This window comes from Rathayibacter sp. AY1A4 (assembly GCF_002930955.1).
Taxonomy (GTDB): domain Bacteria; phylum Actinomycetota; class Actinomycetes; order Actinomycetales; family Microbacteriaceae; genus Rathayibacter.
In genome coordinates this window covers 78,680-91,620 of sequence record NZ_PSTN01000007.1, presented here as the reverse complement: position 1 = coordinate 91,620, position 12,941 = coordinate 78,680, and the positions used below count along the sequence as shown (strand labels likewise).

Below are 12,941 nucleotides of genomic sequence, written 5' to 3'. Positions count from 1 at the left end.
AGGCGGGTGCCGGGCGCGGCGCGGAACGACGGACGGCCGACGCGCGGGCGGCCGGAGCGCTCTGGAACACTCGAGCGAGGGGCGGGGGCTCCGGAGCGGGGGAGCCGTGGCGTCACGCTTCGTCGAGCTCGACGGTCTGCGCGGCCTCGCCGCCCTCGGCGTGGTCGTCTACCACTTCACCACCGCGTTCTCGCTCGATCATCCCGATGCACCGCCGGGATCCTTCGCGCTCCCGTTCGGCGAGTTCGGCGTCCAGCTCTTCTTCGTCATCAGCGGCTTCGTGATCCTGATGTCCGCGGACCGCGCGCGGCGGCCGTCGGACTTCGCGATCTCCCGCGTCAGCCGCCTCTACCCGGCCTACTGGATCGCGGTGGTCGTCTCGATCGTCGTCGGCGCTCTCGCCCGCGTCCCCGGCACCGACCTCACGCCGCTGGAGCTGCTGCTCAACTTCACCATGGTGCAGCGGTTGCTGCTGGTACCCAATGTGAACGGCGCGTTCTGGACGCTGGCCGTCGAGATGCAGTTCTACCTGCTGGTGCTGCTCGTGCTCGTCCTCACGAAGTGCCGGTTCACGGATCGGCTGGTCCGCGTGCTGGTGGTCGTCTGGCTCGGCGTCGCCGTGACCGCCTCCGTCGCCGCCCACCTCGCCTCGGGAGGCGTCGACGTCGTCTCGGCGCCGGTCGCCGTCCGGGTCCTGGCGAACCTGACGCTGGCCGAGTACGGACCGCTCTTCTGCGTCGGGATGCTGCTGTTCCTCTCGCGACGCCAGGGGCGCTTCGAGCTCCTCGCCGTGCCGGCGGCTCTGATCGCGGCCCTGAACGCCCAGCTCCTCCACGGCGGGCCGGACGGAGCAGTCGTCCTCGGCGTCTGCGCGGCCGTCGCGGTCGTAGCGATGCGGCGCCGGACCGCCGTGCTGAGATGGGCGCCGCTGCTCTGGCTCGGGCGGATCAGCTACTCGCTCTACATCCTCCATCTGGTCGTGGGCAGCGCGATCGTCAGCGCGCTCTGGCCGCTGATCGGCCGCGACGGAGCCGGACTCGTCGCCTTCGTCGTCGTCCTCCTGCTGTCCTGGGGCCTCAACGCGGTCGCCGAGGAGCGGTGGAGCCCCGCCTGGCGCCGCGCCCTCACCCGTCGGCGCGACCGTCGGCTCCTCGCGGGGACGGCGACCTCGGCCTGAAGCGGCCTGTGCAGTCCGCTGGCCGCTCAGCGAGTGCGCCGCGGGGGCCTGTGGACGCCGGTGGCCGCGAAACGCATCTCCGCTCGACGTTCCCTGCACCTTTGCTGAACCACCGGGACGTCCGGGCCGCGGGTCACGTCTTCATCATGTGCCACGGATCGTGAGCACCGCGGCCCCGGCCACGACCTCTGACCATCTGGAGAAGATCATGACCAACGTCACCCCCACCAGCCTCGCCAACGCCTCCTCGGCCAAGCACGGCACCGCCACCTCGGCCGGCAAGAACACGATCGCCGACGGCGTCGTCGAGAAGGTCGCCGGCATCGCGGCCCGCGAGGTCCCCGGCGTGCACGACCTGGGCAACGGCGCCGCCCGCGCCATCGGCGCCATCCGCAACGCGATCAACGCGCAGGACCGCGGCCAGGGCATCTCCGTCGAGGTCGGCGAGAAGCAGGTCGCCGCCGACATCACCGTCGTCGCCGAGTACCCCGTCGCGCTGCAGAAGCTCGCCGACAGCATCCGCTCCGCCGTCTCCGAGGCCATCTCCTCGGTCGTCGGCATGGAGGTCGCCGAGGTGAACGTCACCATCTCCGACGTCTTCATCCCCTCGGACGACAAGGACGACGAGACCGAGAGCCGCGTCAAGTGACTCCGTCCCACATCGGCCTGGTCCTCGGCGCGGTCCTCGCGCTGACCGCTCTCGTCTTCGGCTTCTGGGCGCTCCTCTGGGTCGCGCTCGTCATGGCGATCGGCTACGGCGTCGGGCGGGTCGTCGAGGGCAAGCTCGACCTGCGCTCCCTCGGCGACACCCTCCGCGGGCGGCGGTCCTCGTGACCGCGGCGGTGATGGCCGACGAGGCCAGCCACGGCCGCACGACGATCAGCTCGCGCGCCGTGCGCCGGGTCGTGTCGGCCGTCACCGCGGAGGCGCTGGACGTGAACTCGTCCGACGTGTCCGTCGAGCTCGACGACGAGGGAGGACGCCTCCACGTCGTCGCGCACGCCCCCATCCACGTCACGCCCCTGGGCGAGGCGGGCCGCCGCTCCTCCGGGACGCTGCTGGACCGACTCAGCCGGGCGCAGACGACCATCCGCTCGCGCTGCCTCGAACTGACGGGCTCCACGATCGGCCGGGTCGACCTCCGGATCACCGGTGCCGACCTCCGAGAACGAAGGAGGGTGTCGTGACGACTCCCACCACTGCCGGCCGGGCGCTCTACCCGCGCCTGGTGCGGCGCGAGACGCACTCGTCCCGCTCCGGATCGGCGATCGTCCTCGCCGTCCTGCTCATCCTCCTGTTCGCGTGGCTGGGCACGGAGGCGGTCCTCGCCGTCCTCGGCCAGCCCGCGCTGCTCGTGGCCCCGCAGGACGGAGCGTCCTCGCTGCTCAACGCGGCCGCGGCGCCCATCGCGCTGACCGCCGCCGCCGGCGCCGTGCTCGCGCTGATCGGGCTCGTCCTGATCGTCGTGTCGCTCAAGCCCGGCCGTCGCGGCCGTCGCGCCGTCAGCACCGACCGCACCGCGGCGATCGTCGACGACCGCGTCATCGCGCAGGCCGTCGCCCGCACCGCCGGCTACGCCGGTGACGTCGACCCGGACAACGTGTCGGTGTCGGTCGGATCCCGCGTCGTCGACGTGACGGTCTCCCGCACCTCCGGCCGCAGCATCGATGTCACGCCGATCCGCGAGGCCGTCGACGCCGAGCTCGCCACGTTCGACTGCACCCCGCGCCTGCGCTCCAAGGTGCGCCTGTCCGAGAAGGGAACGGTCCGCTGATGACCACCACGAACCGATTCCTCAACCGGCTGCTCCTGTTCGTCGTGGGCCTCGTCCTCCTCCTCGCCGGCGGCGCCGTCGCGGTGGGGTCGCTGCTCCCGCAGGTGCAGGAGAACGTGTCCACCGCCGCGCAGGACGCGGCCGACCCCACGAGCCAGGCCCTCTCGGGCGGCACCCCGTGGATCCTCTGGGCCATCGCGGTCGTCGCGCTCGTCCTCATCCTGCTGCTGGTGCGCTTCATCGTGCGCCAGGGCCGCGGCCGCACCTCCACGCTGCTGCGCGTCGGCTCCGGAGAGGGAGCGGGGACGCCCACCGGCGGCTCCGTCACCATCGACGCGAAGGTCGCCGAGCAGGTCCTCGAGGAGGCCCTGTCGCAGGAGCCGTCCATCGTCGCGGTCGACGTGACCGCGTTCGAGATCAAGCACCAGAAGGTGCTGCGCGTCACCGCGCACACCCGCCGCGGCGCCTCGCCCGCCCGCACCCGGCAGACGGTCGACCAGGCCGTCCGCCAGTGGGACGCCCTGCTCGGCGAGGAGACGCCCGTCGTCATCCAGATCGTCAGCGGTCTGCGGACGAAGATGAGCGGCACCGCCCGCGTGCAGTAGCCGCCGGCACCACCGTCCGGCCCTCCCGATCGGGAGGGCCGGAGAGCCCCGCTCAGGCGGGATGGAAGTCTTTCTGAAGGAGCACCCCATGTCCGATCCGATGGAGCCCGGCACCGTCGAGCGCATCCGCACCGATGAGCAGCCGACCCCGAACGAGCAGAGCCGGCGCGAGTCCGCCCGCCGCGACGGGAAGCCGTCCGAGCCCGAGTCGACCGAGAGCCGGGTCGCGACCGCCGCCGGCGAGAGCGCCCAGCGCGTGTCCGGCGTCCACCACCTCGGCGGAGCCGTCGCCCGCGGCCTCGACCGCGCCTCCCGCCGCGTGCTGGGCACCAGCACCGTCCCCGGAGTCACGGTCTCGAAGGCCGACGGCGTCACCACCGTCGACATCGACCTCGTCGTCGAGTACCCCCACCCCGTCCGCGAGGTCCTGGACGCCGTGCGCGATCAGGTGCAGCGCGTGGCGGAGCCGGTCGCCGGCGGCCACGTCGTCGTCAACGTCGAGGCGACCGACGTCCACGGCCCGTTCGACCCGATCGAGAAGCCGGAGGAGGACGAGGAGCCGCTCGTCGACACCGCCAAGCGCGCCGCGTCCGACGCCCGCGACTCCGCCAAGGAGGCCGCCGGGAACGCTCGCGACGCCGTCTCCGGTGCCGTCGACTCCGCCCGCGGACGTCTGGCGGACGCCGCCGACGACGCCGCTGACGCGATGGACCGCGCGGCCGACGAGCGCGACGAGCGCGCAGCCGCCCAGAAGACGGCCGACGCCGAGCGCGCCGCCGAGCGCGACGAGGACGACCCCCGCGTCGAGACCCACGCGGCCCCGGCCGACGTCGAGACCGCGGAGTTCGTGGTCCGCGTCCAGGTCGAGCCGGTCGACGACGACGGCGACCCCCGCACCGCGACCGTCGAGGTCGCTCCGGCGGAGGAGTCCGAGCACGTCGAGCGCGACGAGGCCGCGGCCGATCGCGACGCCGCGTCCGACGACGCCCACCGCTCCGAGGACGACCGCGCGTCGTTCACCGCCGGTCGGGAGTAGTCCCGTGCGCACCCGCTCGTACGGCGCGCGACGCAAGCCGCGCGCGGCCTGGATCGCGCTCGGCACGGGCGTCGTGCTCTCGTTCGTGGTCGTCGTCGCCGTGCTGCTGCCCGTCCTCGGGCTGATCGGCGCGGCCGACGGCACCACGGCCGGGGCGCTCGACGTCCCGGTCGGCGCGATCGTCCTCTCGATCGTCCTCAGCTACGCGGTCGGCCTGGCCTGCCTCGCCGTCGCGTTCCTCTCCCGCAACGCGGCCCTCGCCTGGGTCGCCGCAGTGGCCGCCGTCATCGCGACGCTCATCGGCTCGATCTGGCCGCTCGTCGCGACCGGATTCGCCAGCGTCGACCAGGCGAAGGACGTCATCCCCTTCATCCAGGACCTGATCGCCCGGGTCCGGGGGTAGCGTCGGGGCGATGAGCTCCGACTACCTCCGCGCCTACGACGACCAGCTCCGCTCCGACGCCGAGACCCCGAGCGCCGTCTCCGTGACGCGCGAGGGGCCTCTGCGTCTGGTGACCTTCGCCGGCGGACGCGGCTTCGTCACCTACCGCGACCTCGCCGGCACCTCCTCCGCGGAGATCGCCCGCCTGGTCGCCGCGGCCTGCGCGCACTTCGACGCCGATCCCGGCATCACCCGCGTCGAGTGGAAGACCCGCGGCCACGACGAGGCCCCCGGCCTGCACGACGCGCTCGTCGCGAACGGCTTCGCGCCAGACGAGGCCGAGTCGATCATGATCGGCCCGGTCGAGGCGCTGCTCTCGGACCGGCCGGTCCCGGAGGGGGTCGTGCTGCGGCGGGTCGTCGACGAGCCGGACGTCCGCGCGTTCAGCGCCATGATCGACGCCGCCTTCGAGGAGGAGATCGACGTGTCGATCGCCGACTCGCTCGTCGCCCGCCTGGCGCGCGGCGACGGCATGGAGCTGTGGGTCGCCGAGGTCGACGGGCGGATGGCGTCCGGCGGCCGGCTCGAGCCCGTCCCGGGCACCGCCTTCGCCGGCATCTGGGGCGGAGCGACGCTGCCGGAGTACCGCGGACGCGGGCTCTACGGCCTGGTCACGGCCGCCCGCGCCGCCTCCGCACAGGCACTCGGGAAGACCCTCGTGCACAGCGACTCGACCGAGTACTCGCGGCCCATCCTGGAGCGCGCGGGCCTGGTCCGGGTGTCGACGACGACTCCGTACCGTCGACGTCGTCCGTAGTCCGCGCTCCGTGGGTTCGCGGGGATCCCGAGACGCGCGCTGAGCGCGCTACTCGATCAGCATGTCGGGGACTTCTGCTGGTCGAGTAGCCCGAAGCGGCGTATCGAGACCTGCCCGTTCGTGCGTGGAGATCTCGATACGCGCGCTGCTCCGATCAGCTCGGGGACGTGATCTCGAGCGCGATGTTGTCGGGGTCGCGGAACTCGAGGAGGCTCATGCCGCCGGCGTCCTTGATCGGCTCGTGGGCGATGCCGAGGTCGTCGAGCACGGCCGCGGCCGCCTTCAGCGCGTCGAGGTCGGGGACGGTGAAGCTGACGTGGTCGAGCCCGACCCGGTCCTCGTCGAAGCGGTCGTCGCCGGGCGCGACGGGGCGCAGGCCGAGCAGTCCGCCCGGGAACTGGTAGATCACGCCGCCGAACACGAACGCCAGCTGCTCCTTCTCCTCCGGCGACGCGTCGGCCGGCGGCGCCTCGAAGGCGACGTCGAAGCCGAAGACGGAGTCGTAGAAGGGGCGCGAGACGGCGATGTCGCGGACGGTGAGTCGGACGTGGTTGTAGTCGACAGCGGGGATCGGCACAGGGGTTCCTCTCGGCGGGGCGGGCGGAGTGCCCGTCTCCAGTTGTTCGGAGGCGGCGGGCCGCCGGTTCGGGGCTGGCGCCGCCTCCGAGGATCGGGTAGCGCGTCAGTCCAGCTCGGTCGGGCGCGCCGGCTCGGCCAGCAGGGCGCGCGCCGCCATCCCGATCACCGCGCTGTAGGTGGGGTAGGCGAAGCGGACGTTCGCGAGGGTCGCGAGGTCGACTCCGGCCGCCATCGCCGTGGTCACCGACTGCACGACCTCGATCGCGTTCTCGCCGACCGCGTGCGCACCGAGCAGCAGCTCGCGGCGCCGGTCGGCGATCAGCGTGAGGAACCCGTTCTCGCGGTCGTCGATGACGGCGCGGTCCAGGTGCGAGAACGGCACCGAGGCGACGACGCACTGCGGGTCGCGCTCGCGGGCCTGCTCCTGCGTGAAGCCGACGCCCGCGTAGTCCGGGTCCGTGAATCCGCCCGCGGGCAGGAGGAACTGGGGCGTGCGCCGGTTCGCGCCGAGCACCGCGTTCTCGGCGGCGGCCTCCGCCTCGAACTGCGCCGCCTGGACGAGCATGTCGCGCCCGTTCGCGTCGCCGACCGCGAAGATGTGCGGCACCACCGTGCGGAAGTACTGATCGGCGGGGATCGCCGAGCGGACGACCTCGATGCCCGCGTTCTCGAGTCCGAGGTCCTCGACGTCGGCGGGCCAGCCGGTGGCCATGATCACCACGTCGACCTCGGCCGTCCGGTCCTCGCCGCCCTCGCGCCACGCGATCGCGAGCGAGCCGTCGTCCTGCCGCTCGATGCCCGACACCGTCTCGATCCCGGTGCGGACGCGGACGCCCTGGCGCTCGAAGGCGGCGCCGACGTGCTCGGAGATGCTGGAGTCGGAGGTCATCAGGATCCGCGGGGCGACGTCGAGGAGCGTCACCTCGGAGCCGAAGGCATTGAAGACGGTGACGAGCTGGGCGCCCGTGTTGCCGCCGCCGATCACGGCGACGCGGCGCGGCAGCTCGGTCAGCCCGAGCACGTCCTCCGGCACGGTCGCGAGCTCGGCGCCCGGGATCGGCAGCCGCCGCGAGTGCCCGCCGACGCAGACCATGATCGAGCGCGCGCGGATCCGCCGCCCGCTGTCGAGCACGAGGGTGCTCTCGTCGACGAAGCGGGCGCGGCCCTCGTGGATCAGGTCGACCCCCGCCTCCTCGAACCGCTGCGCCTCGCGCTTGATCGAGCGCACCAGGTCGACGCGCTCGTGCACGTGGCGCACGGTCGCGGCCCAGTCGAGGACGGGAGTGCCGATCTCGATCCCGTAGTCGCCGGCGGAGCGGGTCTCGCGCATCATCCGCGCCGTCTTCGCGAGGACGCGGGTGGGCACGCAGCCGGTGTTGACGCAGGTGCCGCCGACGCGCGCGGCCTCGAGCACGACGACGCGCGCTCCCAGCTCAGCGGCGCGGAGGGCGGCGGCCGTCCCCGCGGGTCCTGCGCCGATGACGGCGACGTCGTACTCGGCCTGCTCGGGAGTGCTGTCGGGCACGGGGACCTCCGGTTCTGGGTGTGCTCCGATCCTGCCGCTCCGCGCCCCGCTGCACCCGGCCTTGACAGCCCGCCCGCGGACCGGCGTCGCGGGCGTCCCGACGCTGAACATCGGCCCAGGACGGTTGCCCGGCGGGCGCCCGGCACGGTGGGATGACCGGGTGGGCTGCGGCGGGGGACTCGGGCGGAAGGCGCTCCGATGAGCGCCCGCACCTTCGGGGTGGAGGAGGAGTACCTCCTCGTCGACGCCGGCACGTTCCTCCCGACGCCCGCGGCGCCGCTGCTGCTCGGCTCCGTGCGCGGCTCCGTGGCGGTCGCCCTGGCCGCCGAGCTCAAGGCGGAGCAGATCGAGGCGGTCGGCTCGCCCGCCCGCACGCACGACGCGCTGCTGGCCGGACTGCGCGAGGGTCGCCGCCTGGCCGACGACTCCGCCCGCGAGGTCGGTGCCCGCGCCGTCGCGGTCGCGACCAGCCCCGCCGCGTTCGAGCCGCACCTCTCGGCCGACGAGCGCTACGACCGGATGGCCGAGCGCTTCGGCCTCGTCGCCCGCGAGCAGTTCACCTGCGGCCTGCACGTCCATGTCGGGATCGGGTCGCCGGAGGAGGGGATCGCGGTCCTCGACCGGCTGCGCGGCTGGCTGCCCGCCCTCCTCGCCCTGAGCACCAACTCCCCGCTGAGCGCCGGTGTCGACACCGGGTTCGCCAGCTGGCGCTACCAGTCCTGGGGGCGCTGGCCCACCGCCGGCCCGGTCGGCATCTGGGGCGACCTCGAGCAGTACCGGAGCGTCGTCGCCTCCCTCACCTCCTGCGGCGTGCTGCTGGACGAGGGCATGCTCTACTTCGACGCCCGCCTCTCCCGCGCGCACCCGACCGTCGAGGTGCGCATCGCCGACGTCCCGCTGCACGCCGAGGACTCGGCGCTGATCGCCGTCCTGATCCGGGCGCTCGCCGAGACGGCCGTGCGCGACGCGGGCGCCGGGGTCCCGCCCGTGCCGCTGCCGACTCCGGTGATCGCCGTCTCCTCGTGGCTGGCGAGCCGCCACGGCACGACCGGCGACCTGATCGATCCGGTCGACGGCTGCCCGGCCCCCGCCTCCGCGGTACTGGCGCGCCTGCTCGACCACGCGGGTCGGGCGCTGGCGGAGTCGGGCGACGAGGAGGTCGCGGCGTGCGGCGTCGAGCGGGTCCTGACGCGGGGCGCGGGCGCCGAGCGGCAGCGCGCGGTGTGGGAGCGGACGGCGTCCGCGGCCGAGGTGATCGCGGACGCGGCGGAGGCGACGCGCGCCTAGCGGCTCGCTGGTCGCGCGCCTAGCGGCTCACTGGTCGCGGGCTCACGGCTCGCTGGTCGCGGGCTCGGCGGTTCAGGGCTCGCTGGTCGCGGGGTCCGCCGACCCGGACTCCACCGTTCCGGACTCCACCGTTCCGGACTCCACCGTTCCGGGGTCCTCCGCCTCGGGCTGCGGCGACTCGGGCACCAGCTGGTAGCCGCCCTCGATCGTCCCGTCCGGGCGGAGCAGGATCTGCGTGTACACCGGGGCGCCGCTGCGGAGCGTCGTGCCGCTGACCCGGAGGGGCTCCCCGGCGAAGAACGCCTCCGAGCCGGTGCAGCCGGCGAAGAAGGACGCGTCCGGGCGCTGCACCGCGAGGCACACCGTGGTGCCGTTCGGCTCGGTGATCAGCAGGCGGTCGTTCTCGGCGGTGTCGAACCCGGAGCCGTAGACGACGGCCTCCCCGGCGAGCAGGGCGAGGCCCGGCGGGACGTCGGTGGTCGGCTCCCAGCCCTCGACGAGCGCGGCGAAGCGGTCGGCGGGATCCGCGGAGGCGGTCGGCGGGGCGACGGGGTCCGCGGGCGGAGGGAGGAGGAGCGCGGTGGGGACGATCGCGCCGACCGCGGCTCCGCCGACGATCGCGGCGGCGAGCACGAGGCGGCGGCGGCGCGGGTGCGGCGTCCGCGGGGCCGGCCGGTCGGGGTGCCCGGCGGGCGCCTCCGCAGTCTCGGAGCCGGCGGTCACCGACAGCGGGAGTGCGGTCGCGGGCAGGGGGAGACGCGAGTCGATCGCCGTCCCGGGATGCGCCGCGCCCGGCTGCGCTCCGGACGGCGCGGCCCCGGTCTGCGCGCCGGACCGCGTCACTCCGGGAGGAGCGTCCTCCGCCTCCAGCTCGCCGAGCCGTCGCAGCGCCTCGCGCCGCTCGTCCCGGTCGGCGCCGTCGTCGCGGGGTCGGGCCGACAGGATCCGCTCGAGATCCCTGCGCTCGTCGTCCTCGGCCTGCACTCCGACAGTATGGCGGCGCCGGACGCGGGAACGGCCCGCCACCCCCGGGACGCCGCCTTCTCAGCGGTGTCCCGGTGGCCGCGGGCCGTTCCGGTGCGGGCGTCAGCCCGACGGGTTCTCGACCGGGTCGCCCTCGGGGTCGGTGGCCGTCTCGGGGTCGACGTGCTCGGGGTCGATGGTCTGCGGGTCCTCGGGAGTGTTCTTCTCGGTCATCGGATCCTCCTTGTCGCTGGATGCGGAACGTGCGGACAGGTTCCACGCTACGGCGGGAGCTCCGTGGAGCGCGCTCGGTTGACTCCGCCGCCCGCTGTCCGGAACCGAGGTCAGGAGCGGCGGATCCGCCCGAGCGGTCCGTCACACTGCATCCGGCCTCGGCTCCGGACGCCGCTCGCCTCAGCCGACCCCTTCACCCGTGGCAGCCGCGGGCCTCCACCGCAAGGCCTGGCAGCGCTCTCGCGCGATTCGTACGCTGAACCCATCGAGCCGAGGAGCAGCAGCGCCACATGATCCGCACCACCGTCACCGTCGAGGGCAAGACCTACGGGCTGTCCCAGGGGACCGACGTCGCCGAGCTGAAGCGGTCGGCGACCGAGGCGACACAGGCCGGAGGAGGCCTCGTCGACTTCGTGATCGTGGGCAACCGCCAGGTCAGCGTCCTGATCTCGACGGGTGTTCCGGTGATCTTCGAGGAGCTCGAGGTGCCGGACGACGACCGCGACACCGGTGACGTCCACCAGCCGTGGGACGACATCGACTACCTCGACTGACCCCGTCCTCCCGGCCGCGCCGTGTCGCTGCCGGGTCCCAGACGCCTGAGGGGCGCCGCCGGCTGGACCCGGCGTCTCTCGGGCACCTCGTGCCGCGCTACTCCGCGGACTCGCTCTCGGCCAGCTCGCCCTCGACCAGCGTGCGGGCGGCCGAGGCGAGGGCCGAGCGGATGCGCTCCGCCGGCTCCTGCAGCATCGCCGCGATCGCGTCGACGTCGTGGCCGCCGGTGTGCCGGAGCAGCCAGGCCTGGCGCTCGAGCGTCGGCAGGGCGTGCAGGCGGCGGTGGAAGCCCGAGCGCAGCAGGTCGTCCTCGCGGATCGCCGGCGGGGCCTGCTCGGCGCGCTCCATCGCGGAGCCGCCGCGCTGCACGCTCGCGCGTCCGACCTCGGAGCGCATCAGGTCGAGGGCGCCCGTGTCGTCGAGTCCCTGCGGCCGTCCGCTGCGGACGGTGACCGCCGCGTGGCGGAGGGCGGCGCTCGCCGCGGAGTCCGACAGCGTGAGGCGGTAGGCGTACGCGTAGAGGCCGAGGGCGCGGTTCTCGAGGGCGCGGCCGGCGAGCAGCTCGCCCTGCTGCTGCGACTGCGTCATGCCGACGGCGGCGACGGGTCTGTCGTAGGTGGTCACGGTGACTCCTCGGCTCCGCGCGCTCCCGGTCGGGAAACGCGTCGGAGGCGATGCTAGGGAGTCGAGAACGATCGTTCTACCCTTGACTTCTCAGATTCTTTTTCGATGCGTGCGCATGGAAGCGCTTTCCCGACAACCGTCCCGGAAAGTGGAAGCGCTCTCACTCCCGCGCCGAGAGGATGCAGAACTCGTTGCCCTCCGGGTCGGCGAGCACGACCCAGGACTGCTCGCCCTGCCCGACATCGGACCGCGTCGCCCCCAGGCCGACCAGCCGCGCGACCTCCGCCTCCTGGTCGTCCGGCACGAAATCCAGGTGCAGGCGGTTCTTCACGGTCTTGCGCTCGGGCACGTCGAGGAAGAGCAGGCTCGGCCCGCGGCCCGACGGGGCGAGCAGCTCGATGCCGTCCTCGTCCTCGTCCACGACGTCCCAGCCGAGCGCCTCCTGCCACCAGTGCCCGAGGGTCCGGAAGTCGGTGCAGTCGACGATGATCTCTTCGAGTCGGAGGGCCATGCACCGACGCTAATCGGCGCGGGGCGTGTCGGGGAAGTGCGTCCGGCGGGTCCGCGCGGCGCCGCGGCTCCGTCCGGCCGTGTCGTCCGCGGGACGGGTGCCCGTGCCGGTTCGGCACGACGGCTGGCGGCCGGAGCGGCGGCGCGGCATCCTCGACGCGGGTGCCCCTGCGCCCGGGGACGAGGAGCAGCATGAGCACCGCACGCGAGCAGTGGGAGGCGCGCTACGCCGACTCCGATCGGATCTGGTCGGGCCGGCCGAACGCGACGCTGGTCGGGCTGGTCGGCTCGCTGCCGCCGGGCCGCGCCCTCGACCTCGGCGCCGGCGAGGGGGCGGACGCGCTGTGGCTGGCGTCGCTCGGCTGGCGCGTCACCGGGCTCGACCTCTCCGAGACGGCGCTGGGCCGGGCGCGCGCGGCCGCGGCCGAGCGGGGCGCCGACGTGGACTTCGTGCAGGCCGACCTCGCCGAGGACTGGCCGGTCGTGGGGGAGTTCGATCTGGTGACGGCGAGCTTCCTGCACTCGATGGCCGAGTTCCCGCGGATCGACGTGCTGCGGCGGGCGGCCTCCGTCGTCGCTCCCGGCGGCCGCCTCGCCGTCGTCTCGCACGCCGCGCCCCCGCCGTGGGCGAGCGGCGACGACCACCGCCACGGAGCGATGCACCTCGTCGGCCCCGAGGAGGAGCTCGCCGAGCTGGCCCTCGACCCCGCCGAGTGGACCGCGGAGCTCGTCGAGACGAGGGAGCGCGCCGTGACCGCTCCCGACGGCACGGCCGCCGTGCTCGTGGACGGCGTGCTGCTCCTGCAGAGACGCGGCTGAGCAGGCGCCGCTCGAGGACCCGCGGCCGGGCTAGCGTGGTCCGCGACCCCGACC

17 protein-coding genes are annotated in these 12,941 nt (G+C 74.1%); 12 read left to right on the top strand and 5 right to left on the bottom strand.

Features of this window, described 5'->3' with window-relative positions:
* The first annotated feature begins 106 nt into the window (after window positions 1-106).
* From C5B92_RS06275 to C5B92_RS06235, 9 genes are all read left to right on the top strand, one after another.
* The gene (locus C5B92_RS06275; RefSeq protein WP_181028754.1) at window positions 107-1,177 is read left to right on the top strand and encodes an acyltransferase; all 1,071 of its coding nucleotides are present in this window, start codon (window positions 107-109) and stop codon (window positions 1,175-1,177) included.
* 208 nt (window positions 1,178-1,385) lie between these two features.
* Window positions 1,386-1,826: an Asp23/Gls24 family envelope stress response protein gene (locus tag C5B92_RS06270; RefSeq protein WP_104223989.1), complete on the top strand. Its 441-nt coding sequence runs from the start codon at window positions 1,386-1,388 to the stop codon at window positions 1,824-1,826.
* Window positions 1,823-2,011 carry a DUF2273 domain-containing protein gene (locus C5B92_RS06265; RefSeq protein WP_104255212.1) on the top strand — a complete coding sequence of 63 codons (189 nt, stop codon included), beginning with the start codon at window positions 1,823-1,825 and terminating at the stop codon, window positions 2,009-2,011. Before C5B92_RS06270 ends, C5B92_RS06265 begins: the two co-directional genes overlap by 4 nt.
* Window positions 2,008-2,364, top strand: coding sequence for a hypothetical protein (locus C5B92_RS06260; RefSeq protein WP_258061281.1), 357 nt, complete (start codon window positions 2,008-2,010; stop codon window positions 2,362-2,364). Before C5B92_RS06265 ends, C5B92_RS06260 begins: the two co-directional genes overlap by 4 nt.
* The gene (locus C5B92_RS06255) at window positions 2,361-2,951 is read left to right on the top strand and encodes a DUF6286 domain-containing protein (RefSeq protein ID WP_104225847.1); all 591 of its coding nucleotides are present in this window, start codon (window positions 2,361-2,363) and stop codon (window positions 2,949-2,951) included. Before C5B92_RS06260 ends, C5B92_RS06255 begins: the two co-directional genes overlap by 4 nt.
* Window positions 2,951-3,556 (top strand): hypothetical protein, encoded by a 606-nt coding sequence (locus C5B92_RS06250; protein WP_104250494.1) that lies wholly within the window; start codon window positions 2,951-2,953, stop codon window positions 3,554-3,556. Before C5B92_RS06255 ends, C5B92_RS06250 begins: the two co-directional genes overlap by 1 nt.
* An 88-nt stretch (window positions 3,557-3,644) precedes the next feature.
* Window positions 3,645-4,592: an Asp23/Gls24 family envelope stress response protein gene (locus C5B92_RS06245; protein ID WP_181028753.1), complete on the top strand. Its 948-nt coding sequence runs from the start codon at window positions 3,645-3,647 to the stop codon at window positions 4,590-4,592.
* A gap of 4 nt (window positions 4,593-4,596) precedes the next feature.
* Complete coding sequence (locus C5B92_RS06240) at window positions 4,597-4,995, top strand: hypothetical protein (RefSeq protein ID WP_104223994.1); 399 nt, start codon at window positions 4,597-4,599, stop codon at window positions 4,993-4,995.
* 10 nt (window positions 4,996-5,005) lie between these two features.
* Window positions 5,006-5,791: a GNAT family N-acetyltransferase gene (locus C5B92_RS06235; protein ID WP_104350174.1), complete on the top strand. Its 786-nt coding sequence runs from the start codon at window positions 5,006-5,008 to the stop codon at window positions 5,789-5,791.
* 154 nt (window positions 5,792-5,945) lie between these two features.
* Here C5B92_RS06235 and C5B92_RS06230 read toward each other — a convergent pair whose 3' ends face one another.
* Entirely contained in the window at window positions 5,946-6,368 is a 423-nt protein-coding gene (locus C5B92_RS06230) for a VOC family protein (RefSeq protein ID WP_104223996.1), read from the bottom strand.
* 105 nt (window positions 6,369-6,473) lie between these two features.
* Window positions 6,474-7,895, bottom strand: coding sequence for an NAD(P)/FAD-dependent oxidoreductase (locus C5B92_RS06225; RefSeq protein ID WP_258061280.1), 1,422 nt, complete (start codon window positions 7,893-7,895; stop codon window positions 6,474-6,476).
* 198 nt (window positions 7,896-8,093) lie between these two features.
* Between C5B92_RS06225 and C5B92_RS06220 the strand changes: the two genes are divergently transcribed.
* A complete protein-coding gene (locus C5B92_RS06220) occupies window positions 8,094-9,182 on the top strand; it encodes a glutamate--cysteine ligase (protein WP_104255216.1) in 1,089 nt (362 codons plus the stop codon).
* A gap of 72 nt (window positions 9,183-9,254) precedes the next feature.
* On the opposite strand, the gene C5B92_RS06215 is transcribed toward C5B92_RS06220, so the two are convergent.
* Window positions 9,255-10,166: a hypothetical protein gene (locus C5B92_RS06215; RefSeq protein ID WP_104255217.1), complete on the bottom strand. Its 912-nt coding sequence runs from the start codon at window positions 10,164-10,166 to the stop codon at window positions 9,255-9,257.
* Between the two features lie 503 nt (window positions 10,167-10,669).
* Between C5B92_RS06215 and C5B92_RS06210 the strand changes: the two genes are divergently transcribed.
* Window positions 10,670-10,933 (top strand): hypothetical protein, encoded by a 264-nt coding sequence (locus C5B92_RS06210; RefSeq protein ID WP_104255218.1) that lies wholly within the window; start codon window positions 10,670-10,672, stop codon window positions 10,931-10,933.
* Window positions 10,934-11,030: 97 nt separating this feature from the next.
* Here C5B92_RS06210 and C5B92_RS06205 read toward each other — a convergent pair whose 3' ends face one another.
* Window positions 11,031-11,558, bottom strand: coding sequence for a hypothetical protein (locus C5B92_RS06205; RefSeq protein WP_104224052.1), 528 nt, complete (start codon window positions 11,556-11,558; stop codon window positions 11,031-11,033).
* 160 nt (window positions 11,559-11,718) lie between these two features.
* Window positions 11,719-12,069, bottom strand: a complete 351-nt coding sequence (locus tag C5B92_RS06200; protein WP_104224051.1) for a VOC family protein — start codon at window positions 12,067-12,069, stop codon at window positions 11,719-11,721.
* Window positions 12,070-12,260: 191 nt separating this feature from the next.
* Between C5B92_RS06200 and C5B92_RS06195 the strand changes: the two genes are divergently transcribed.
* The gene (locus C5B92_RS06195) at window positions 12,261-12,887 is read left to right on the top strand and encodes a class I SAM-dependent methyltransferase (protein WP_104345671.1); all 627 of its coding nucleotides are present in this window, start codon (window positions 12,261-12,263) and stop codon (window positions 12,885-12,887) included.
* Window positions 12,888-12,941: the final 54 nt, after the last annotated feature.

Bases quoted from the DNA above. Each gene is read 5' to 3' on its own strand.
- C5B92_RS06235 (WP_104350174.1), top strand. From the start codon at position 5,006: ATGAGCTCCGACTACCTCCGCGCCTACGACGACCAGCTCCGCTCCGAC.
- C5B92_RS06195 (WP_104345671.1), top strand. From the start codon at position 12,261: ATGAGCACCGCACGCGAGCAGTGGGAGGCGCGCTACGCCGACTCCGAT.
- C5B92_RS06220 (WP_104255216.1), top strand. From the start codon at position 8,094: ATGAGCGCCCGCACCTTCGGGGTGGAGGAGGAGTACCTCCTCGTCGAC.
- C5B92_RS06200 (WP_104224051.1), bottom strand. From the start codon at position 12,069: ATGGCCCTCCGACTCGAAGAGATCATCGTCGACTGCACCGACTTCCGG.
- C5B92_RS06245 (WP_181028753.1), top strand. From the start codon at position 3,645: ATGTCCGATCCGATGGAGCCCGGCACCGTCGAGCGCATCCGCACCGAT.
- C5B92_RS06210 (WP_104255218.1), top strand. From the start codon at position 10,670: ATGATCCGCACCACCGTCACCGTCGAGGGCAAGACCTACGGGCTGTCC.
- C5B92_RS06270 (WP_104223989.1), top strand. From the start codon at position 1,386: ATGACCAACGTCACCCCCACCAGCCTCGCCAACGCCTCCTCGGCCAAG.
- C5B92_RS06250 (WP_104250494.1), top strand. From the start codon at position 2,951: ATGACCACCACGAACCGATTCCTCAACCGGCTGCTCCTGTTCGTCGTG.